Here is a 17,551-nt window from a genome sequence, read left to right on the forward strand (position 1 = left end):
TGTCTCACGGCAGGCAGCGCGCCATGAAGACGTGCCACGCCTTGGCACCGGTGAGGTTGTGCCGGGTCTTGTAGGCCTGCCATTCGCCATTGCAGCGGTTGAGCGCCTCGCGGTCGCTGGCATCAGGGGTGCGCGACAGCGCAGGGGCGGGAGCCGCCGCCGGGCGGGGCACGGAGGGAACCGAGGTCTTCGGCTTCTGCGGCGCCTCCTTGGGCTCGACCGGTGCTTCCGCCGGCTTCGTCGCGGGCTTGTCGTCCAGCACCCCGGTACCGGCAAGGCATTCCTGGGCGAAGTCGCGATAGGTGCGGGTGCCGGTCTGGTTCTTCGCCTTCATCTCGTTCCACAGATCGGCGCATTGCTTGATGGAAGGCTGCGCCGCGGCCGCCGAGGCGCCGGTCGGGGTGGTGTTGCGCCGGGGCGCGGGCGCCGGCTCGCCGCCCGCCGCCGGCTTGACCTCCGCCACGCCGGGCTCCTTGAGGCATTGCACGGAAAAATCGCGAAAACTCTGCTCGCCAGTCTGGTTGTTCGCTTTCATCTCGCTCCAGCGGTCGGCGCAGATCTTGGCCGGGGAGGGCGCCGCCGGCGACTGGGCGCTCGCCGCGCCGGGAAGGGTGCCGGCCCCGATGAGCGCGCCGAGCAGGAAGAAAAGGGCGGCAGGTTTCACGCGGGCCTCACTTGATAGGGGCGCGGGGCGCCGGGCGCGGGAAATCTACCCCGTTCGCCCCGGTGAGGCGAGCGCCGCAATGCACCTGTGCCTGCCGAGCCTGCCCCGCTTGCCAGCCTCGTGGGGCGGCTCTAGTTCTGATGCACGCGCCCCATGGAGGGCGAAGGGGAGCGCTTGCGTCATGGCCCAGCTTCAGTCCCGTCCGATCCAGCTCTATTACTGGCCGACGCCAAATGGCTGGAAGATCGCCATCATGCTGGAGGAGTGCGGGCTTCCCTATGAGGTGATCCCGGTCAATATCGGCAGGGGCGACCAGTTCAAGCCGGAATTTCTGGCGCTGTCGCCCAACAACAAGATGCCGGCCATCCTCGACCCCGAGGGCCCGGACGGGGCGCCGCTCTCGGTGTTCGAATCAGGGGCGATCCTGCAATATCTTGGCCGCAAGACCGGCCTGTTCTACCCCGGCGACGAGCGCGGGCGGGTGGAGGTGGACCAGTGGCTGTTCTGGCAGATGTCCGGGCTCGGCCCGATGGCCGGGCAGGCGCACCATTTCCGCATCTATGCGTCGGAAAAACTGCCCTACGCCATCGAGCGCTATACCAACGAGGTGCACCGGCTCTACGGCGTGATGAACACGCGCCTCGCCGACCGGCCCTTCCTCGCCGGGGACTATTCCATCGCCGACATTGCCTGCATCGGCTGGGCCAAGCTGTGGGAGCGGCAGGGCCAGGACATCAAGGAATTCCCGCATCTTGCCGCCTGGCTGGAGCGGATGCTGGCGCGGCCGGCGGTGAAGCGCGGCCTCGCGCTCAACGCAGAGGATCGCGCCAAGATCGACTTCGCCACCGACACCCAGGCGCAAAGCGTGCTGTTCGGGCAGCGTCCGGGCTCCTGATCGGCGCGACAGTGGACCAACTGCGTATTCGGCCTTGACCGGGGGGCGGCGGAAACCTAGACAGGTCGCCGGCTCGAACCGCGCCGCCGCAAGGCGAACGCGAGGCCGGCTGGAGACGTGGCCGAGAGGCTGAAGGCACTCGTTTGCTAAATGAGCAGGCCCCCAAAAGGGCCTCGAGGGTTCGAATCCCTCCGTCTCCGCCATTATCCTTGATTTCATTGATCTTTTTTGGTTTTTTCGGCTAAAGCCGAACCGTTATCATAACCCGAAACTAGCCCCCCCTAGAATCAGAACCCCGCCGCCCTTGTGAGGCGACGGGGAGGCAGCCCGCGCATTTTGCGTCGGCAGTCTCAGCTGGCCGAACTGCCGGGGCGCAGGCCTTCCTTGACGTTGTCGACCATCCCTTGGCCAAGGACGACAACGCGCTGCAGGGCGTTCGCTTGGCGCGCTTCCAGGTCGGCTGCCATCATGTGGATGGCTTCCAGAAGGGCGCTGAGTTCGTCGAGGCGGTCGATGGTGTCGGAGATGGACGCAGGCATCACGGGGCTATGGACGTTCATGCCTGCCTCCCAGCGAGGCGCTCGATGTCCAGCACGAGCTTCGTCATCACGTGCTCCGGCCAATCCGCCTCTTCGCAATCGACGGCGCCAGCATCCTCGATGCCGTGCAGGTCAAGCAACGCAAGGCGGGCTTTCGCGGCAAGCTCCAGAAGCGAGCACGCCGGCGTGTCGACGAGCTGACCGAGCGCGTTGTCCATGCGCACTTCCACCTGACTTTCTGCCCGTCCGGCAGCCGTCGCGCCGTTGGCGTCGTAGATGGCGCTAGCGATTGCCCATTGCTGGTCGCCGGTCTGGACCCTGCTGGTGCCGCCCAGCGCCTTGATGGCCGCCTCGGCAGCTTTCATGGCAACGTCGTGCAGCGGTTTCCAGTGGGCGTTAAGGGGCAGCCATTCGGCCCGCGCGCACCAGTAATCTGCTTCAAGCTCGAGGATGGAGCGAGGGGCGACAGAAGGCTGTCTCTGCGCCGGGATGGCGTTGTCGTTGATCGGGGTGTGGAGGTTCATGGGGGTTGCTCACTTCGCGGCTTATCAAGGCCGTGCCGGTGGCAGACCGGCAGCCGGGAGTTGATAACCTGCGAAAGCGACAGGCGACCGCGCTTTTAAGGGCCGGAACCCTCTGGACATGGCGCGGCCCTCCCGGCCATAATGGCCAGGTTGGAGCGCACGCCAATGCGCTGCCGTCATTCGACCGCCGCCCAACGCTGCCAGGCGTCAGGGCAATTCCTGCCAGGGAATGCGGTCTGTAGCTTTCGTCCGGGTTATCAAGCCCGCGGACACGGTGCCCCTGATTCTCTGATTGCGCAAGCGCTGCCCTACGTCGGGCGGCGGTTTTGCGTTGTGCGCTGCGAAGAGCGGTCAGCCCTAACTTCTCCACATCTGACGAAGAGGCTGATGCGTGCTGGAGGGTATCCCCTCGCGCCAATTGGCGTGAGCAGATTGGGTGTGTCCAATGGCAAGCAAGAAAGAACCACCGTCCGGCAAGGGCTCTGGCCGGCGCTCGTCAGGCGGTGTTCCCACTATCCGCGCGACCAAGTTCGGCGGCGTCCAGATCGGACCTCGCGAGCCGTCTGGACCCGTAACCATCGAGGAATGGCGGCGCATGCTGGTAATCTGCGCCAGGCTCGTCGACGAGTTCGGCGAGTCCGCTCTGCCGCTGTTCGAGAGATGCGAGCGCGAGATCGCAGAAGCCGAATCCAAGTCGTCGGCTATGGCTCGCGCCAAAGCGGTGCTGGAGGGCAGGGAGCCGCGAAAGCCCACCGATCCAGAGCCAGCGTGACGTCCTGTTGCAGCCGCATGCGAGGCATATGCCGCCATGGGGAATAACGTTGACGACAATTTGACGCCAACGTTCACGCAGGACACTAGGAGTTCGCAAGTTGCGAGCTCCTACGCCGAAGACCAGGCCGCCCGAACAGGTCGCGGCCGTGACACGCCGGCAAAGTCAAGGTGAGCTCGGTGGCCTACCGCATTTGCATGACCCCATCGCGGATGGAAGAAGCATAGCCGTGCCCCATCGTTTCGAGTGCAAGCTTGTAAAACTCGTCGGCGGCTTTCCGTTTTGGAAGACCCGTTTGCCGAGCCAAACGCCGCGCCTCTGCAGAAAGTCCTGAGATATCACTCGATGTCACCATCCCACATTCGCTAACCTTTGCCGCGAACGCGGAGATTGTGACGGCGGGCAAGTCCGGGCCATAAACGAAGTAGCGCATGACTTCGAGAAAGTGGCCGTTCCGGACTATGTCCTCGCCCCTGTTGCCATTGCGTTCGAACTGCTCTTTCCTTGACGAGCCTCGACCGCCAACGTTGTAGTCGGCGTCGGTGAAATAGCGCATGCGGTGAGATGGCACAGCATTGCGGGCTCTTAGTGAACGAAGCAGTGCAACGACACGATCAGCATTGGCGTTGGCCTGAATATGGTCCCTGAGATTAAGGGCCTCGTACTCGATTTCCCTATCGAGCTTTTCTTCTTCAGGCGTCAGTTCTATCTTCATGCTGCAACTCCGATGTCCCCGACAATAACACCCTCCGGCGCAATCTTCTCGCCTACCACGTCCGGCCACACGTGCAGGACGTCGCCATCCGGCATCAGGCCCGGCACGATCTCGACATGCGACACCCAGCCACCGACGCCGTGGCCCATAACTGGCTCGCCTCGACCGCAGGACAGATCGTCGATATGGGCACGTGCCCGTTCGAAAGCCGGCACGCCATGCTCGACAGGGTCGAACACTGAATCCTCCGGGATGTCATCGAGATCGACGCCGAAGGCGCAGCGATTGCCGAGGACGAACCAGCAACCGGCCGGCAGGTTGTCATGCACAGTGTCGGTGCAGCGGTAGAACACCTCGCCGCGAGCATGTTGGTCGGACCAGCCGGCGACTATGATCTCGCAGTCCATGCCCTCCGGTAGCCCGGCTTCGAAGGTCTCCCACACATCGTCAGCGGCGCGCCGGAAGCCATCGAAACCCTCGATGTCGGCGAGGAGGCACGCCTTATAGAATTCTCGGAAGCAGCCGGTGATGCCGCGGAGCGAGAACACGGCATTCGCCATGGGGAGCGGGACGATCTTGTGCCGAAACGCCGTGACGACACCGTCAGCCGGATCATAGGTCGCAGCGTCCGCCATGACATGCACACGGTCGCTCTGCACGACAGCCAGCATCGCGCTCATTGCAATTTCCCTTCGATGGAGAAGCCTGCCGGCCCTGTGCAGCCGCCGTCCGCGAGGCCGGGGAGCTTGGCGCCGCCGCCGAACAGCGACGACAAGAACCCGCCGCCCGCCGTCCCCGGCGCGCCGAGTAGGCCCGTGAGGACGTTCTGCAGACTGATCTCGATGATCTTGTCGAGGACGCTATTCAGGGCATTCGAGAGCGCGTCAGCTGCGCTCACGCCGTTGCGGATGTCGGAGATGAACCCACCAAGGGCGTCGTAGGCCGTGCCTCGGATTTCATCCATCGAGTCGACCAGCGCCGCCTGCGACGCAGCCTGCGCCTCTAGCGCAGCGGCAGCCTGGCCGGAGCGTGCGGCGAGATCGTCGATCTGAGCCGTGTACTCCGGTGTCAGCTTGATGCCGGCGCGGGTGAGCTCGTTTATGAGTTCCTGTTTGACGCGAAGGGACTCAGCCGCGCCGGTCGTCAGGCCAAGCGCTTGCTGCTCGACGCCCATCTGCGTAATGCGCTGTTCGGCGGCCAGCACGATCTGGTCGTACGCCTTGGCCAACTGGTCCGCCGCCTCGGTGGCGGGCGTCTTGACCTTGGACAGGTCGCCCATTCCGCCGGTCGGATTGATCGTTACGCGCTGCGGCCGGGCATCGAGTTGCGACTGCAAGCCAGCGGCTTCGGCCAGTCGCCGGTCGATACCCTCCTGCCCACCGCCGAAGACGAAGGCCGAAGACGACTTCCGCATGTTGTCAGCGGCAGCGGTCAGAAGGTCGATACGACGCTGGAGCGTGCTGTTCGACTGCGCCTCGGTGGCGTTGAGCATGTCGGAGAAGTCGCGCATCAAGGCGACCACGGACACCAGGGCGCCTTTGAGATTGGTACCGATCGTGGTGGAAAGCTTCGCGAAGGCGCGATCGATCTCGACGGCACGTTGAATCAGTTCGGTATCAATAACGTTGCCAGTGTCGCGAGCTTCTTGCCGCATCCGAGCGATGTATCCGGCGCCTTGGTCGATCAGCCGCAAGAACTGCTCACCACCGGATCCGCCGAACAACTCATCGCTGACACGAATCTGGCTGGCCTTGTCGAGGCGACCGAGCTTCTCGATGATCTCTTCGAACAGGGCCGACGGATCGGCGAGCTTTTCCTTGAGATCAGCGGCATTGTAGCCAAGACGCTGGAACGCTTCCGCAGCACTTCCGGCCCCGCTGACAACGAACTCATCCGCCCGAAGCTGTAGCTCCTTCAGGCCGTCGGCCATGGCGTCGAGGCCGACCAGCGCACCTTGCGCTGCGTAGCCCAACTCTTGGAATTTCTCGACTTGGACGCCGGCCTTCTGCGCTTCGGCGTTCAATTGTGCCAGGTCTGAAGCGGCAGCCTTGGCGCCTGCAAACAGTCCGCCGACGCCGAGCCCGGCAAGCCCGAGCTTCAGCCCGTCACCGATGCCGGCGAATGCGCCGCGGACAACGCCTCCGACCTTGCCCGACTCCTTGCCAAACTTGTCGAGTTGCTTGCCAGCGCCTTTGAGACCCTCTTGGAATCGGGCGGAGTTCAAGCCCAGGTCGACATAAACGCCGCCCGCGTTGACGGCCATTACGCGACGTCCTTCGTGATGCTTGCCAGGAACACGCCAAGGGCGTTGCCGACAGCGGCGGAGCACGCGGCGATGCCGTACTCGGTAATCAGGCGGGAACCGTTGCGCTGATCCAGATACACCCCGATGCTGGACAGGGCGCTGGACATGTCGAGCATCTTTCGCTCCATATCGGAAGGCGAGCCCGCCGTGAGCAAGGCGCGCATTGTGCGAAGGCTCGGGCCGGACTCGGACTGGAGTTCGTCAACGATGCTCGCCAGCTTGGTCTCCAGGGCCTTCTCCGCCCACACGATTGAGGCCACGCTGAATTTCAGCCGAAGCTCTTTCGGCACGAGGTTGATAAGGCTCATTTTGTTCCCTTCTTCGCGGCGCGGGCCGCGGAACGTTTGGCCGTCTTGGCGATTTCCGCCTCGATGTCGGCCGCTATGGTGCGGGTGATATCGTTCTGCTCAGCGCGGAGCGCCGGCCCCATGAACGGCTGCGCCTTGGCGCCAGGGTGCTGGCCGTCGCCGATCTTGTGTGGGGCGGTTCCCCACTCAACGAGATGTGCGTGAGGAGCCGTGGCGCGGACACGGACGGTCGCCGAGGCACCGCGGCCCGCAGCGGCGGCATTGGCCTCACGGGCGGCTGCCGCCGCGTCCTGCCGGGACTCGCCGCCACGCATCGCCGCTGCGAATGCCGACTTCCCGGCGTTGCGACGGATCACGACGGTGCCGATGCTGCCCTTCAGCTCGCCATCATCCACCGGGGCATTACGCTTGGCCGCAGCTTCGACAGGCTTGGCGGCCTTCTTCAGCACCCGGTTAAGGACACCGACCTGCGTTGATTTCTTTAAATCTTCGAGCCCCTTAAGTGTCTCGCGCAACCCGCTGATCTTCACGGTGGACTTCACCCGAATGCCTCCAGAACGCTCTCCCAGTCGTCGTCGTCATAGATCGAGCCGCCCTCCGCGCTCTGGCCCAGGCTCGCCCGACACACGGCCATAGCCGCCGCCACAGCGCCGTCAATCGAGAGCCAACGCTTGCTCTTGTGGAGGCGGGTTTTATGGCCGTGGGAGTTGGTCTCCACCTCGCAGTTCGCGAAACAGAAGCGCAGTACCGGATGGCCGCCGTGGTGGAGCCGGCCGGCGATGACCGAGCGCTCGAGCTCGGCGATGGCCGGCATCATGCTGAGCGTGCCCTGGCGGAACTCGATCGCGGGGAAGCCATCGTCGGTGAGGTTGTTCAGGACGTTACGAGCCATGGCCGGGTCGAATGCGATCTCGCGGACGTCATAGGTCTCGCAAAGCTCGCGGATGCGATCCTCGACGGCGCGGAAGTCGACAACGTTGCCAGGCGTGGCGGTGATCAGCCCGTCGGCGGCCCAACGCACGTAGGGCGCGCCGGATGCCTCCTGTCGCTGCCGCAGGTTCGCGGACGGGCAGAAGAAGAAGGGCACGACGGTCGTGTCATCACCGTCGCGAAATGCCGCCACCACGACGGTCAGGTCGCCGTTGGACGACAGGTCAGCGGCTAACCAGCATTCCTTGCCGGCGAGTGCAGTCATGTTGATCGGTGCGCCGGTGGCGTCGTAGATGGCCATGTCGACGAAGGGCGCCGTTGCCTTGTCGCTCCACATGTTCAGGTTGAACTGCTTCAGATTTTCAAGATCGGCTGGCGAATGTTTCGCCTTGTTGACCTTGTCCATGAAGCTGGGCAGATCGGGGTAGCCGTGCCGCATGCCGGGGTTGACGGCGTTCCAAACTGCCGGGTCGTCCCATGCGTCGGTGGCTTCCGCCATGAAGATGACAGGCAATGTAGCCGGGTCTTCGATCTCGCCCTTCTGCACCTTCAGCGCATGGCTGACGAACTGCCAGGCGATATTGTCTTCGCCGCGGCCGGCCGTCGTCGCGACAATCATCAGGGTGTCAGGGGTCTTCACCAGCGCCGAATCCAGCGCACCCCACAGATCCTCGCCCGCCTTGCCTTTCCAAACGTGGAGCTCGTCGGCGATCACGACGCGCGGCGTCTTGCCGTGCTGCACACGACCGTCCGCGGCCAGCGCCTTGTAGGTGGTCTTGCGAGGGACGCAGCGGATGCGGCTCTTGGATGTCAGCACGTCCATGTTGCCGCGCAGCCGGGGATCATGATTGATGATCAACTCGGCCTCGTTGAAGAGCTCAAGCGCCTGCTCATGCGCGGCTGCGGCCGATAGGATAAGGTCGCCTGCCGTGCTCTCCGGTCCAATCAGGTGGAGTAGCGTGATCGCTGCACACAGGCTCGTTTTCCGCGCGCCCCGAGGCAAAAGAAGGCATACGCGCCGGACAATTCGAGCGCCCTTGCGTGCGATGAGCACGCCATCCGCGTTGTGGATATCCTCGATGTGGCGAGGCCCGTACATGCGCCGGATAATCCGTTCCTGCCACGGGTCTAACTGGAAGGGATTCCCGCGCGCCGGATTCTTCGGGTGCTTCAGTCGGCGCAGCCACTGGACGGCTCGCTCGCCGTTTCCGAACGGGTCGTCAATCGGCTCCTGACTCGTAATCCATGAGGGAGTCAGCACTATCGTCTTCTCCGATCTCAACACGGCTGCGGCTTGCCGGCGACAGGCCCAACTCAGCAGCCCAGCGGCGCGCCTCAGCGGTCGCCTCCCGCAAGGTCGCGAAGGCGGGGTGGCGCTTCAGTTCGCCGAAGCGGTTTGGGGTATAGGCACCGTCCGCGGCGATGGCGGTGCGCGCGATGACGATGTCGCCGGACGCCTCGCAGAAGCGCTCGACGGCGTGGATGTCGGCCTCGGAAAGCACCCGCCGCTCCACCAGTACAGGCATCACGCGGCGCCACTCCTTGCGGGCTTCAGCGCCCATGGCCTTAGGGGGCTGCGGCACAGCGCGGACTGGCTCGGCGACGGGCACGGGTTCGGCCTTCCGGCCGCGGGTGTGATGGCTCATCCGAACGACCATGCGCGGTGGTTCGCCAGGATCTCGGCAGCATTCAACGGTATGTCCACCAGCGCGCCGTCGCTGGCGTTTTCTCTGTTCGCGTACCAGTGGCCAGCAATGAGAAGGGCGGCTTGGACGACATCGCCGGCAGGCGCAGGCGGCTCCTCGACGTCGGCGCATAGCAGCCCTGACACGTAGTCGTTCGCTGCGGCGACCACTTGGCCGGCGATAAGGTCGTCGTCGTCGAAGTCGATGCGGGCGTGTTCCTTGAACATCGCCAGTGTAATCACTTCCATTTATGCAATCTCCAGATCAATCAGATTTTCTGATTGCTCCAATTCGGCGGAATCGTGAGCGAAGGGAGCCAATGGTCTCCAGCCGAGGGGGCCGAAGTTTCGACTCACCCCCCCGTCACCGTCCGAAACCACCGTCAACCCGTGTGGTTTTCCGCCCGTGACAGGACGCGCACATCGAGGCGAAGTTGGTCGGGTCTAGCCGGAGGTGAGGCGCCTTGCGGATGCTGACGATGTGGTCGACCAGCGTGGCGGGCTCGCCGCAGTCAACGCAGGCTGGGTGCGTGGCGAGGTGTGCGGCGCGGGCGGCCTGCCAGTCGGAGTCATAGCCACGTGCCCAGGCGCTACCCCTTGCGGCCTTGCGGCGCTTTGCGCAGGGGCACTGCTGACCCGCGGGCACGGTGTATCGTCCGCACTCACAGAAGCGCGGTGCTGCTGATGGCATGTAATGTCCTGGATGAGTGAGGCCGTGCAGCGTCGCGCATGCACGGCCTCCTGCCGACGTTGGGTGCGCCTCAGAACTCGAGGGGGCGGCGCCTCCCGACTTGCGGACCCGGCTGGCCCGTTCCACTGCCCCCAATGGCTTGGCGATGTAGTCGTCGCCTTGAATAGGTACGGCCTTGCGGTCCTTGCGCCCCCTATGACCTTCGCGGGCGGGCGGCAGGGAGGACCTGCGATGCGTTATCGGACTGGCCGCGGAGCCCTCTGGGAGATGCCGCCCTAAGCTGATCAGGCGACGGGCCGGGAGGCCGGGTTGCCCTTGATGACGGTGGCGGAGAGCGGCGTCGCGGTGCCGTGGGTGCCGGAGAAGTCGGCTAGCAGCTTCAGGAACCGCTTGTTGCCGACATAGCCGACGCGGGTCATCGTCGGCGCTGCGTGGGCGGCGATCAGCGAGGAGACGATGCCGCCAGCGCCGACGCTGGCGATGCCCTGCACTTCGTCGATGGTGACGGCCGAATAGGTCGAGTCGTCGTCGCTGTGCGTCAGCTTGAACTCGATCTTGTTCGTGCCGCTGAAGGTGATGCCGCCGATGCCGACGTGGATCGCCAGCATCGCGGAATCAAAGCCCTTGATGTCGACGGCCGCCGGGGTGTTGTCCGCGGTGTAGGCAGCCGGCGGGATGGCTTCGACGACGGCAATGTTATGGACGATGTCGCGCATGTTGCGCTCCTAGAAACGCGAAGGCCGCCCCGAAGGACGGCCGTTCGCAGGGGAATGGGGATGCAGATGCTTGCCGCCAAAATGGCGCTAAGCAGGCGTCAGCTAACGGACATCTTCAGCTTGCGGAGCGCAGCCGCCTGCACCACAGCAGCGCCCGTGCGGCGCGTGGCATGAATGCGGGTGATGCCCTCGGTGGCGCGGATATACGGGTTGACGAGGATGGACAGCGCCAGGCGATCGACGATGCGATACGCCGTGGCGAAGTCGCCGAAGAGCACCGGGAAGGTGCCAGACGCGACGTCCGGCATATCGACAGCTTCGACCACCGGGCGGCCGAGGATCATTTCGGGTTGGCCGGCCTGATAGCTCGGCTGCCAGAGATAATTGCCCTGACCGTCCTTCATGGTCCGCAGCGTGGCGAGCGTTCCGCCATTCATCAGCCAGGAGCCGCGCGAGCGGTAGGCCGCCGGCATGGCATACATGAGCGCGATCAACTGGTCGGCGGAGAGGTTCGTCGCGTGGCCGTTGAGCGTCTCGCCGACACCGCCGGCGGTCATGAGGCCTTCCGGCTCCAGGACGCCGTTGCCGGAGACGAAAGCCAAGCCTTCCTTCTGGCCGAAGTCCTCGGCGAGGGCGAGCCGCACTTCCGCCTCTGCCGTGCCGCCGCTGTCGGCAAGCAACTGGTTGGACACGTCGACATAGGTGTTCACCTCGCGGATCGGGATCTCAACCTGACCGAAGGCGGGCTCGCTACCCTCCTGCGCCTGCGTCTCGCCCTTCCACTTGGCATTCGTGATGCCCGTGCGCTTGGGGTAGCTCACGGCCGGGGCGACCGTGGTCCGCACGGTGGCGAGGGTGCGGATCGGCGAGAACTCCACTAGCTCTCGGATAAACTCGGTCGACATTTCGGTCGGCGCGAGATAGCCGCCCTGCGGATCCGAGGAGACGGTCAGCACCTTGATCTCGTCGGCGGGGGCCTGATTGCCGAGGCGCAGATAGGTGCCGAAGGCCTTCTTCTCGACGGACGGCTCTTCGTCCTTTTTGCCACCGAGCGAGGGCAGGGCCGCCTTGGCCTCGAGAGCGCCGATGCGTTTCTCGATGTCGGCGACGGGCTTGAGCTTTGCGGCGATATCGTCGGTGAGACCCGCGAGGGCGGTCTTCACTTCGGCTAGCGAGGCGTCGTCGTTCTCGCCAGCGGACTTGGTTTCGAGCGCGGCGGGGAAGTTATGGATGGTCATTATTGGCTCACAGATTAGCGCGGGCGGCGTTGATCGCGGCCACGAGCTGGGAGAAGGAAGATGATTTGACGCTGGTGATGGTGGCACTCGGCAGCATGCCGAACGTCACGATACTGATCTCATGCAGGTCGACTTCATCGAGCAGCCGAACACCCTTGGCTTTGTCGAGCCGGGATGCTTTGGTGCGGTAGCCGATACTGAGACCGTCTAGCGCGCCTGCTTTCATAAGGGCGTGTGTCTCGCGGCCCTTGACCGTGTCCAGCACCAGCCGGCCGGCGACGCGGAGCCCGTTTCCGTCTTCCGCTAGCTCAGTCCACACGCCGATCGGCTCGCGTTGATCGTGCTCACGCAGCATCTTGACGCGAGGGGCGGGGCGGGCCGTTAGGGACTTGGTGAACGCTCCCGATTGAACGACGTCGCGTCCCAGGTCTACTTCGCCGAAGCGGGAGGCGTAGCCGGCGAAGGTGCCGTCATCGCTGATGGCCTTGGTGTCGAACTCGAAGATGAGCCCGGATTCGGTTGCCAGGCTCACGCCGCGGCCTCCTTCGGTTTTGGTTCGGGGTTGTCGTTGGCCGGGGCGGGAGCGCCGGGCGTGGTGTAGGGGCTGCCCAGCGTGTCGCCGTCCGGCAATGCGGGCAGGTTTTCGCGGCGCCTCACGTCATTGCTGGTCATGGCGCCCATTGCCCGAAACTTCGCGTAGGCCTCGGCGCGCGTCGCGGTGTCGGCGCGTAGAAGGTCGTCCACGATGAACTCCAGCGAGTGTGTCGCGCGCTCCTCGACAGTCAGCAGCGTGCGCCGGTAAGCATCCGTCCACGCCTTGAGCCACGGCAGAAGACATAGCTGCAGGAACTGCAACGCCTGCTGCTCTGTATTCGCGAACGTGCCCTTGGAAAGCTCCTGCAACATCGTCACGGGCACGCGCGTGAGCCGTGCAATCTCGGCTATGGCGAAGTTCCGTTGCTCGATGTGCTGGGCCTCAACCGACGTGAACGCGATCGGGGTGTACTCGCCGCCGCCATCCACGACGGCAATGCCCCCGGACTTGCCCCCACCATGTGCCGCGCGCCAGGCTGCACCAACGCGCTCGACCGTCTCTTTTCGCAGCTGAGACTTGAACGAAAGTACGCCGCCGGGCCGCGAGTTGTTCTTGAACAAAGAGGCGCTGGTGCGCTCCAGAAGGATCGCGAGGCCGATGGCGTCGACACCCGCACGCAACAGGCCGAGACCCGTCTTTCCGCCGAGCGATGGCGCCTGCACGTGGATAACATCGGCTGGCGTGTAGACCCGCCCGCCGATGGTGTAGCGCGGCTCCCCGGTGTCGAGATGGTTCAGCCCGACCTTGTCCCTCGGCAGATAGATGATGGCAAAGGGGCGATTGCCGCCACGGCTTACAAAGGCATATCCATCGCCATGCAGGAGCGCGTCAGCCGTGACGAGCTCTCGCACCTTGCCGGCGGACTGCCATTCGTTCGCCTCGTCGTGGATCAGCGCATAAGCCGGATGGGTGTCGTCCACGTCCTTGCCGTCGCCATCCTTGCGATAGACTTTGCAAGGCAACGTTCCGATCGACTGGCAGATCAGCGTAACGGCGGCGTTGACAGGGGCGCAACGCATGGCGCTCTCCGCCGACACCGTCACGCCGGTGGTGCTGGATGCGAGCGCCGCGGTGAGGGCCTCCCAAGAATCCGAAGTCGGGTCTGTCAGGTCCGATTTCGTCTCGACGGGCGCCGGGCGGTTAAAGGGCCACATGTGATTCCTCTGGGAAGTAGGCGCGCCGGCAAGCCGCGTATGTCGCGTCCGCTATGGTGCTGGCCGGAATGAAGATGAAACTCGACCCGCCGAGGTCGGCGAGGCTGGCGCCCTTGACCAGCCGCACCTGCGAGGTGGCGATGCCGCCGTTGCGGGCGATGATCACATCGCTGGCCTGGATCTGATCGACGAGCTCGAAGGCCGCGGCGAGCGCGGTCAAGATGACGTAGCCGCCTCGAACCAGTTCATGCGCAAGGCGGAGGATCAGGATGTCGTGCGCGCTGAACCAACGGCGGCCGCGTTTGCGTTCCGACGCCAGGTCGGCGGCGCCTTCGCACATCCAGACCCGCAAAGTGCTTAGGTGAATTCCGGCCAGATCCGCCGCCTCGGCTTGCGCGAAGGCGCGGTCAAGCCGCCAGTCGAATGGCATGGCTGGCCTCCTGCTTCATGAGCAGCAATGTTGATGGGGTAAATAAAAAGCCGCCCGGAGGCGGCTGCTGGTCTTCTGAGGCGCGGAGAGAGAAAGAATGTCTTCTCACAACTAGGTGCACTGGGCCGGGATTGGGTATACCCATTCCCCGTCAGTCTCACCGGGCAGCGAGAGTATCTTCTCATTACTACGTGCGCGGGGACGGCACTTTAGTTTAAACCAGACGAGCCGCACGCAAGGATGGGGCCATCGGGAATGCGTGCCCTCTCATATATACCCGCTTTTTTAGCCCTTTTTCTTCGACAGGCGCCCGATCCAGTATACGCAACCGGAATTTATGCAGGGATTGCGATGCGCGCCTTCAAGGCGGCGTCCCGCAAAGCAAGGTCCCGTTCCAGGCGCGCTATCCGGCGGGTGGCATGCGCCATAGCGGAGCGTTCCAGCGCGCGCTGGCCAGATGCCCAGACCATCAGACGGCCTGCCGCATGAAGCTGCGCACAGGCATAGGCGACAGCCTGTACGCGGCTCGAATAACCAGATGCATCCCGCCCGGCTTCTTCCAAGCTCTTGCGGTCCACCAGTACGGCATGGACGATGTCGACCAGCGCAGCATGCCGCAGGACTTCATCGACAGCGGGCCGGAACGCGGGATCGCTGGAGTACGCTTGACACGCCAGCGCGGCGTCGCGCTCGCCTCGGGGAAAGACGGCGCGGAGGATCTTGCCGACTGGATCGACGCGGGCGGTCATCTTTCGACTCCAAGAGTGCCGAAGTTCGCACGGGGTTCGAACCCCGTGTGCGCACTTCGCACACTAAGGGGGGTATGGGGGGTGTGTGCGAAGCAGTAGTTCGAAGGGGTTCGAAGCAGTTCGAAGGTGAGTTCGAAGGTCGTCATTCGGCCTCGCCTCCGAACATATCAGCGGTAACATAGAGCCTCTTGTAGCGGCGGGAGTTTGGTCCTTCCTCAACGATCTTGATGGTGCAGGCGTCGAGCAGGCGGTGCATTGCCTCCTGGTAATGGGCCTTGGTTATGCCCTTGCCGTCCGGGTGCTGAGAGAAGACCCTCGGCGCATAGGACTGGCTGGGATTCGGGCTGACGGTCTGACCTAGGCGGTTCATCTTGGAAAGCAATTCGACGAATTTCTCGTCATGCTTCCTGTGCACCATACCCATCATGGCCGGAACGGCAGTGCCGTCATCGAGCGTGAACGCGCCGTCGCTATAGCGAATGCGCAACTGGCTGCCCTTCTTTCCGTAGTTCGCCTTCATCGTGGTCAGGGTGCGGACGTCGGGATCTTCGTTCTTCTCCGCATCCGTCAGGTAGAGTCGACTCCGCACGGAGTTATTCCACGCGGTGCTGCCGCTTGAACCCGTGCCGGATTTCATTCCCTCGACAGACGGGTGAGCAAGAAGCACTGCGGCGCAATCGGCCTTGATCGCGAGCCTACGCAGCATGCCGATAAATTGCCGGGTCTGGTTGCGTTTTATCTCGTCCCCGCCGAACAGGTCTGCAGCCGTGTCCAGCACCAGCAGCTTCGGCTGGAAATCCAGTACGTCACCCCAGAGTTTGTTCCAGAGCGGCGTGGGCTGCATCACTCCCTTACGGTCAGGCGTCGACAGCAGCGCGTCCATGTCAGCCATCGGGAGCAGCATGAAGTCGTTGAGGTCGGAGAGCACCCGATCGTGTGCGCGCACGATGTCCGCCGTCCGCCGATGAAATTCCGACTCCTCATCCTCTGCGCCGAGATACATTACCCGGCCAGCGAGGGGAGTGGTGCCCAACGTCTCAACGCCGAGCGCACCGGCACAAGCCAGTTGCAGGGCAAGCAGCGACTTCCCGACGCCACCGTCGCCGTTGATGATCGTCACCTGCCTCATAGGGATGAGGCCGGGCAACCACCACGCGCGCTCCGGCACAGGATGGCCCTGCCATGAGGTCGGGCAAACATATCGGAGATCCGATGAGCTTTCGGTCCCCGCAGCAGGGGCGGCGGGCATGATGGCCGACTCCGCCACCTCGCGCTCGACCATACGCTCGATGACCTTCTCTGAAAGATTCGGGCGCAGATCCGCCATCTCTTCGGCGAGCGGCCGCAGGCGCGGCATGGTCCGCTCGCGCAATGGCGTGCCCGTGCGGATGGCGTTGCGGACCATCTCGGTGGCTGCAGGATACGGTTCGTGGCAGTCGATCTGCTCCACCTGGAGATCGCCACCCCGATCGAGCACCGCAATGCGGATACCGGCCGGCGCTTCAGGGATGAATCGCTTGAACGTGTCCACCAGCACGCCGAGCCGTGGCAGATCGTGCTCCGGGAGCGTGTCCAGATTTCCGGTGTAGAAATCAAGGCCCTCGACGGCTAGGCGCTCGTGATCGAGGTCGCCAGACGGAGTGACAGGGAACAGGGCCGTGTCGCCGTAGAGAGCCTGCCGCATTTGGCGGACCCGCCCGAGTACAACGGAGCGGGCGGGGAGGTGCAGGACGTCGGAACTAGGCTGCGGCACGGTCATCTGAATCCATCCCCATGGCGTCGAGCGCCTCATCGATCACATGGCGGCGCACGTCCGGCGCCAAGTTGACGGTCGTGGTGCCGCCGTTACCGGCCGGCCCGTAGACGAAGATCCGCCCGTCCGGCGCGCGAACCAAACTGCAGTTCATGATGACGACGCCGTCGATCGGCTCGAGATCGAACCGACATAGCGGCGTGAATCCTCGCCGCCCCGGCGGCATGGTCAGCCGCCGGACGTTTCGAATACGCATGCGTGCTCCTTCCCGCGCGGCATGCCGGCGGGTGGTGGTGGTGTGGGTGGGGGTGATGGGGGATGGGTGGCGATTTCGGCGCCACCCACTAAGATCAGTCGTCGAGGTCGAGGAACCCGCGAGTTCGGTAAACCGACTCTCTCTCATCCTCGCGCTCTACGCACGAGGCGACGAAATTGGCGTTTTCCTTACGCTTGACCGCCGATTCAACTCGGATGGCGCCCTGTATAACCAGTAGCGATGCCGCACCATCTGGCGTCATGCCCATGGCCCGTAGACGGGACAGCGCGTCTTCGATGATGGCGCGGGCTTCTGCTTGCTTGTCCGACATCACGCGGCCCTCCCGTTCCGAGCCGCGATGCGCTGGTTGATCCAGTCCATGACCTCGGCGCGGACGAAGCCAATGCGACGCTCGCCAAGTTGGACCGAAGCTGGAAACTGTCCGGCAGCCCGCAGGCTGTTGATGGCGGGCCTCGAAAGGCTCGTCATGGCGGCGGCGGTCTTTATGCTGATGATGGGCGGGTGATTGTCGTTCGCCGCGACAGCGGCAGCAGTGCAGGTCGTCATTCGAACCCCGTTTCACTAGGGGTTGCGCTGTAGCCTGCGGGCTTCACGTCGCCCGCCGAACGAGGT

Annotated in this window: 24 protein-coding genes and 1 tRNA gene; 3 read left to right on the forward strand and 22 right to left on the reverse strand. The window is 64.3% G+C overall.

Annotated features, from left to right (window positions below; genetic code table 11):
* Nucleotides 1-4: 4 nt before the first annotated feature.
* On the reverse strand, nucleotides 5-664 hold the full coding sequence (locus EV667_RS09745; protein ID WP_131835172.1) for a hypothetical protein: 660 nt from the start codon (nucleotides 662-664) through the stop codon (nucleotides 5-7).
* 181 nt (nucleotides 665-845) lie between these two features.
* Between EV667_RS09745 and EV667_RS09750 the strand changes: the two genes are divergently transcribed.
* Entirely contained in the window at nucleotides 846-1,559 is a 714-nt protein-coding gene (locus EV667_RS09750) for a glutathione S-transferase N-terminal domain-containing protein (RefSeq protein ID WP_131835173.1), read from the forward strand.
* 111 nt (nucleotides 1,560-1,670) lie between these two features.
* Nucleotides 1,671-1,762 (forward strand) — tRNA-Ser (locus EV667_RS09755).
* 147 nt (nucleotides 1,763-1,909) lie between these two features.
* Here the strand turns inward: EV667_RS09755 and EV667_RS09760 are convergent.
* Nucleotides 1,910-2,119 carry a hypothetical protein gene (locus EV667_RS09760; RefSeq protein ID WP_131835174.1) on the reverse strand — a complete coding sequence of 70 codons (210 nt, stop codon included), beginning with the start codon at nucleotides 2,117-2,119 and terminating at the stop codon, nucleotides 1,910-1,912.
* Nucleotides 2,116-2,622 (reverse strand): hypothetical protein, encoded by a 507-nt coding sequence (locus tag EV667_RS22875; RefSeq protein WP_245516092.1) that lies wholly within the window; start codon nucleotides 2,620-2,622, stop codon nucleotides 2,116-2,118. Before EV667_RS22875 ends, EV667_RS09760 begins: the two co-directional genes overlap by 4 nt.
* A gap of 445 nt (nucleotides 2,623-3,067) precedes the next feature.
* Between EV667_RS22875 and EV667_RS09770 the strand changes: the two genes are divergently transcribed.
* On the forward strand, nucleotides 3,068-3,394 hold the full coding sequence (locus EV667_RS09770) for a hypothetical protein (protein WP_131835175.1): 327 nt from the start codon (nucleotides 3,068-3,070) through the stop codon (nucleotides 3,392-3,394).
* Nucleotides 3,395-3,578: 184 nt separating this feature from the next.
* On the opposite strand, the gene EV667_RS09775 is transcribed toward EV667_RS09770, so the two are convergent.
* From EV667_RS09775 to EV667_RS09865, 19 genes are all read right to left on the reverse strand, one after another.
* Entirely contained in the window at nucleotides 3,579-4,109 is a 531-nt protein-coding gene (locus EV667_RS09775; RefSeq protein WP_131835176.1) for a hypothetical protein, read from the reverse strand.
* On the reverse strand, nucleotides 4,106-4,789 hold the full coding sequence (locus EV667_RS09780; protein ID WP_131835177.1) for a hypothetical protein: 684 nt from the start codon (nucleotides 4,787-4,789) through the stop codon (nucleotides 4,106-4,108). Before EV667_RS09780 ends, EV667_RS09775 begins: the two co-directional genes overlap by 4 nt.
* Entirely contained in the window at nucleotides 4,786-6,372 is a 1,587-nt protein-coding gene (locus tag EV667_RS09785) for a hypothetical protein (protein WP_131835178.1), read from the reverse strand. The genes EV667_RS09780 and EV667_RS09785 overlap by 4 nt, the downstream gene beginning before the upstream one ends.
* Nucleotides 6,372-6,722, reverse strand: coding sequence for a hypothetical protein (locus EV667_RS09790; RefSeq protein WP_131835179.1), 351 nt, complete (start codon nucleotides 6,720-6,722; stop codon nucleotides 6,372-6,374). Before EV667_RS09790 ends, EV667_RS09785 begins: the two co-directional genes overlap by 1 nt.
* Entirely contained in the window at nucleotides 6,719-7,264 is a 546-nt protein-coding gene (locus tag EV667_RS09795; RefSeq protein ID WP_165901582.1) for an HK97-gp10 family putative phage morphogenesis protein, read from the reverse strand. The genes EV667_RS09790 and EV667_RS09795 overlap by 4 nt, the downstream gene beginning before the upstream one ends.
* Entirely contained in the window at nucleotides 7,261-8,913 is a 1,653-nt protein-coding gene (locus EV667_RS09800; RefSeq protein ID WP_131835181.1) for a terminase large subunit, read from the reverse strand. The genes EV667_RS09795 and EV667_RS09800 overlap by 4 nt, the downstream gene beginning before the upstream one ends.
* The gene (locus EV667_RS09805; protein ID WP_131835182.1) at nucleotides 8,873-9,298 is read right to left on the reverse strand and encodes a phage terminase small subunit P27 family; all 426 of its coding nucleotides are present in this window, start codon (nucleotides 9,296-9,298) and stop codon (nucleotides 8,873-8,875) included. Before EV667_RS09805 ends, EV667_RS09800 begins: the two co-directional genes overlap by 41 nt.
* Complete coding sequence (locus EV667_RS09810) at nucleotides 9,295-9,585, reverse strand: head-tail connector protein (RefSeq protein WP_131835183.1); 291 nt, start codon at nucleotides 9,583-9,585, stop codon at nucleotides 9,295-9,297. The genes EV667_RS09805 and EV667_RS09810 overlap by 4 nt, the downstream gene beginning before the upstream one ends.
* Before the next feature lie 115 nt (nucleotides 9,586-9,700).
* Entirely contained in the window at nucleotides 9,701-10,027 is a 327-nt protein-coding gene (locus EV667_RS09815) for an HNH endonuclease (protein WP_131835184.1), read from the reverse strand.
* 284 nt (nucleotides 10,028-10,311) lie between these two features.
* Complete coding sequence (locus tag EV667_RS09820; RefSeq protein WP_131835185.1) at nucleotides 10,312-10,743, reverse strand: hypothetical protein; 432 nt, start codon at nucleotides 10,741-10,743, stop codon at nucleotides 10,312-10,314.
* Nucleotides 10,744-10,841: 98 nt separating this feature from the next.
* Nucleotides 10,842-11,981: a phage major capsid protein gene (locus EV667_RS09825; protein WP_131835186.1), complete on the reverse strand. Its 1,140-nt coding sequence runs from the start codon at nucleotides 11,979-11,981 to the stop codon at nucleotides 10,842-10,844.
* Nucleotides 11,982-11,988: 7 nt separating this feature from the next.
* Nucleotides 11,989-12,513 (reverse strand): HK97 family phage prohead protease, encoded by a 525-nt coding sequence (locus EV667_RS09830; RefSeq protein ID WP_131835187.1) that lies wholly within the window; start codon nucleotides 12,511-12,513, stop codon nucleotides 11,989-11,991.
* Entirely contained in the window at nucleotides 12,510-13,730 is a 1,221-nt protein-coding gene (locus tag EV667_RS09835) for a phage portal protein (protein ID WP_131835188.1), read from the reverse strand. Before EV667_RS09835 ends, EV667_RS09830 begins: the two co-directional genes overlap by 4 nt.
* The gene (locus EV667_RS09840; protein WP_131835189.1) at nucleotides 13,717-14,160 is read right to left on the reverse strand and encodes a MerR family transcriptional regulator; all 444 of its coding nucleotides are present in this window, start codon (nucleotides 14,158-14,160) and stop codon (nucleotides 13,717-13,719) included. Before EV667_RS09840 ends, EV667_RS09835 begins: the two co-directional genes overlap by 14 nt.
* A 335-nt stretch (nucleotides 14,161-14,495) precedes the next feature.
* Nucleotides 14,496-14,909, reverse strand: coding sequence for a hypothetical protein (locus EV667_RS09845; protein WP_131835190.1), 414 nt, complete (start codon nucleotides 14,907-14,909; stop codon nucleotides 14,496-14,498).
* A 142-nt stretch (nucleotides 14,910-15,051) separates the two neighbouring features.
* Nucleotides 15,052-16,668 (reverse strand): AAA family ATPase, encoded by a 1,617-nt coding sequence (locus tag EV667_RS09850; RefSeq protein WP_165901583.1) that lies wholly within the window; start codon nucleotides 16,666-16,668, stop codon nucleotides 15,052-15,054.
* Entirely contained in the window at nucleotides 16,649-16,918 is a 270-nt protein-coding gene (locus EV667_RS09855; protein ID WP_131835192.1) for a hypothetical protein, read from the reverse strand. The genes EV667_RS09850 and EV667_RS09855 overlap by 20 nt, the downstream gene beginning before the upstream one ends.
* A gap of 94 nt (nucleotides 16,919-17,012) precedes the next feature.
* Complete coding sequence (locus EV667_RS09860) at nucleotides 17,013-17,249, reverse strand: hypothetical protein (protein ID WP_131835193.1); 237 nt, start codon at nucleotides 17,247-17,249, stop codon at nucleotides 17,013-17,015.
* A complete protein-coding gene (locus EV667_RS09865) occupies nucleotides 17,249-17,485 on the reverse strand; it encodes a helix-turn-helix transcriptional regulator (RefSeq protein ID WP_131835194.1) in 237 nt (78 codons plus the stop codon). Before EV667_RS09865 ends, EV667_RS09860 begins: the two co-directional genes overlap by 1 nt.
* Nucleotides 17,486-17,551 lie beyond the last annotated feature (66 nt).

It is taken from the genome of Ancylobacter aquaticus (genome assembly GCF_004339465.1).
In the GTDB taxonomy this organism is placed as follows: domain Bacteria; phylum Pseudomonadota; class Alphaproteobacteria; order Rhizobiales; family Xanthobacteraceae; genus Ancylobacter; species Ancylobacter aquaticus.

What these genes read in the sequence shown, in the direction of transcription:
- EV667_RS09750 (WP_131835173.1), top strand. Translation starts at nt 846, where the DNA reads ATGGCCCAGCTTCAGTCCCGTCCGATCCAGCTCTATTACTGGCCGACG.
- EV667_RS09760 (WP_131835174.1), bottom strand. Translation starts at nt 2,119, where the DNA reads ATGAACGTCCATAGCCCCGTGATGCCTGCGTCCATCTCCGACACCATC.
- EV667_RS22875 (WP_245516092.1), bottom strand. Translation starts at nt 2,622, where the DNA reads ATGAACCTCCACACCCCGATCAACGACAACGCCATCCCGGCGCAGAGA.
- EV667_RS09770 (WP_131835175.1), top strand. Translation starts at nt 3,068, where the DNA reads ATGGCAAGCAAGAAAGAACCACCGTCCGGCAAGGGCTCTGGCCGGCGC.
- EV667_RS09775 (WP_131835176.1), bottom strand. Translation starts at nt 4,109, where the DNA reads ATGAAGATAGAACTGACGCCTGAAGAAGAAAAGCTCGATAGGGAAATC.
- EV667_RS09780 (WP_131835177.1), bottom strand. Translation starts at nt 4,789, where the DNA reads ATGAGCGCGATGCTGGCTGTCGTGCAGAGCGACCGTGTGCATGTCATG.
- EV667_RS09785 (WP_131835178.1), bottom strand. Translation starts at nt 6,372, where the DNA reads ATGGCCGTCAACGCGGGCGGCGTTTATGTCGACCTGGGCTTGAACTCC.
- EV667_RS09790 (WP_131835179.1), bottom strand. Translation starts at nt 6,722, where the DNA reads ATGAGCCTTATCAACCTCGTGCCGAAAGAGCTTCGGCTGAAATTCAGC.
- EV667_RS09805 (WP_131835182.1), bottom strand. Translation starts at nt 9,298, where the DNA reads ATGAGCCATCACACCCGCGGCCGGAAGGCCGAACCCGTGCCCGTCGCC.
- EV667_RS09810 (WP_131835183.1), bottom strand. Translation starts at nt 9,585, where the DNA reads ATGGAAGTGATTACACTGGCGATGTTCAAGGAACACGCCCGCATCGAC.
- EV667_RS09815 (WP_131835184.1), bottom strand. Translation starts at nt 10,027, where the DNA reads ATGCCATCAGCAGCACCGCGCTTCTGTGAGTGCGGACGATACACCGTG.
- EV667_RS09820 (WP_131835185.1), bottom strand. Translation starts at nt 10,743, where the DNA reads ATGCGCGACATCGTCCATAACATTGCCGTCGTCGAAGCCATCCCGCCG.
- EV667_RS09825 (WP_131835186.1), bottom strand. Translation starts at nt 11,981, where the DNA reads ATGACCATCCATAACTTCCCCGCCGCGCTCGAAACCAAGTCCGCTGGC.
- EV667_RS09835 (WP_131835188.1), bottom strand. Translation starts at nt 13,730, where the DNA reads ATGTGGCCCTTTAACCGCCCGGCGCCCGTCGAGACGAAATCGGACCTG.
- EV667_RS09840 (WP_131835189.1), bottom strand. Translation starts at nt 14,160, where the DNA reads ATGCCATTCGACTGGCGGCTTGACCGCGCCTTCGCGCAAGCCGAGGCG.
- EV667_RS09845 (WP_131835190.1), bottom strand. Translation starts at nt 14,909, where the DNA reads ATGACCGCCCGCGTCGATCCAGTCGGCAAGATCCTCCGCGCCGTCTTT.
- EV667_RS09850 (WP_165901583.1), bottom strand. Translation starts at nt 16,668, where the DNA reads ATGACCGTGCCGCAGCCTAGTTCCGACGTCCTGCACCTCCCCGCCCGC.
- EV667_RS09855 (WP_131835192.1), bottom strand. Translation starts at nt 16,918, where the DNA reads ATGCGTATTCGAAACGTCCGGCGGCTGACCATGCCGCCGGGGCGGCGA.
- EV667_RS09860 (WP_131835193.1), bottom strand. Translation starts at nt 17,249, where the DNA reads ATGTCGGACAAGCAAGCAGAAGCCCGCGCCATCATCGAAGACGCGCTG.
- EV667_RS09865 (WP_131835194.1), bottom strand. Translation starts at nt 17,485, where the DNA reads ATGACGACCTGCACTGCTGCCGCTGTCGCGGCGAACGACAATCACCCG.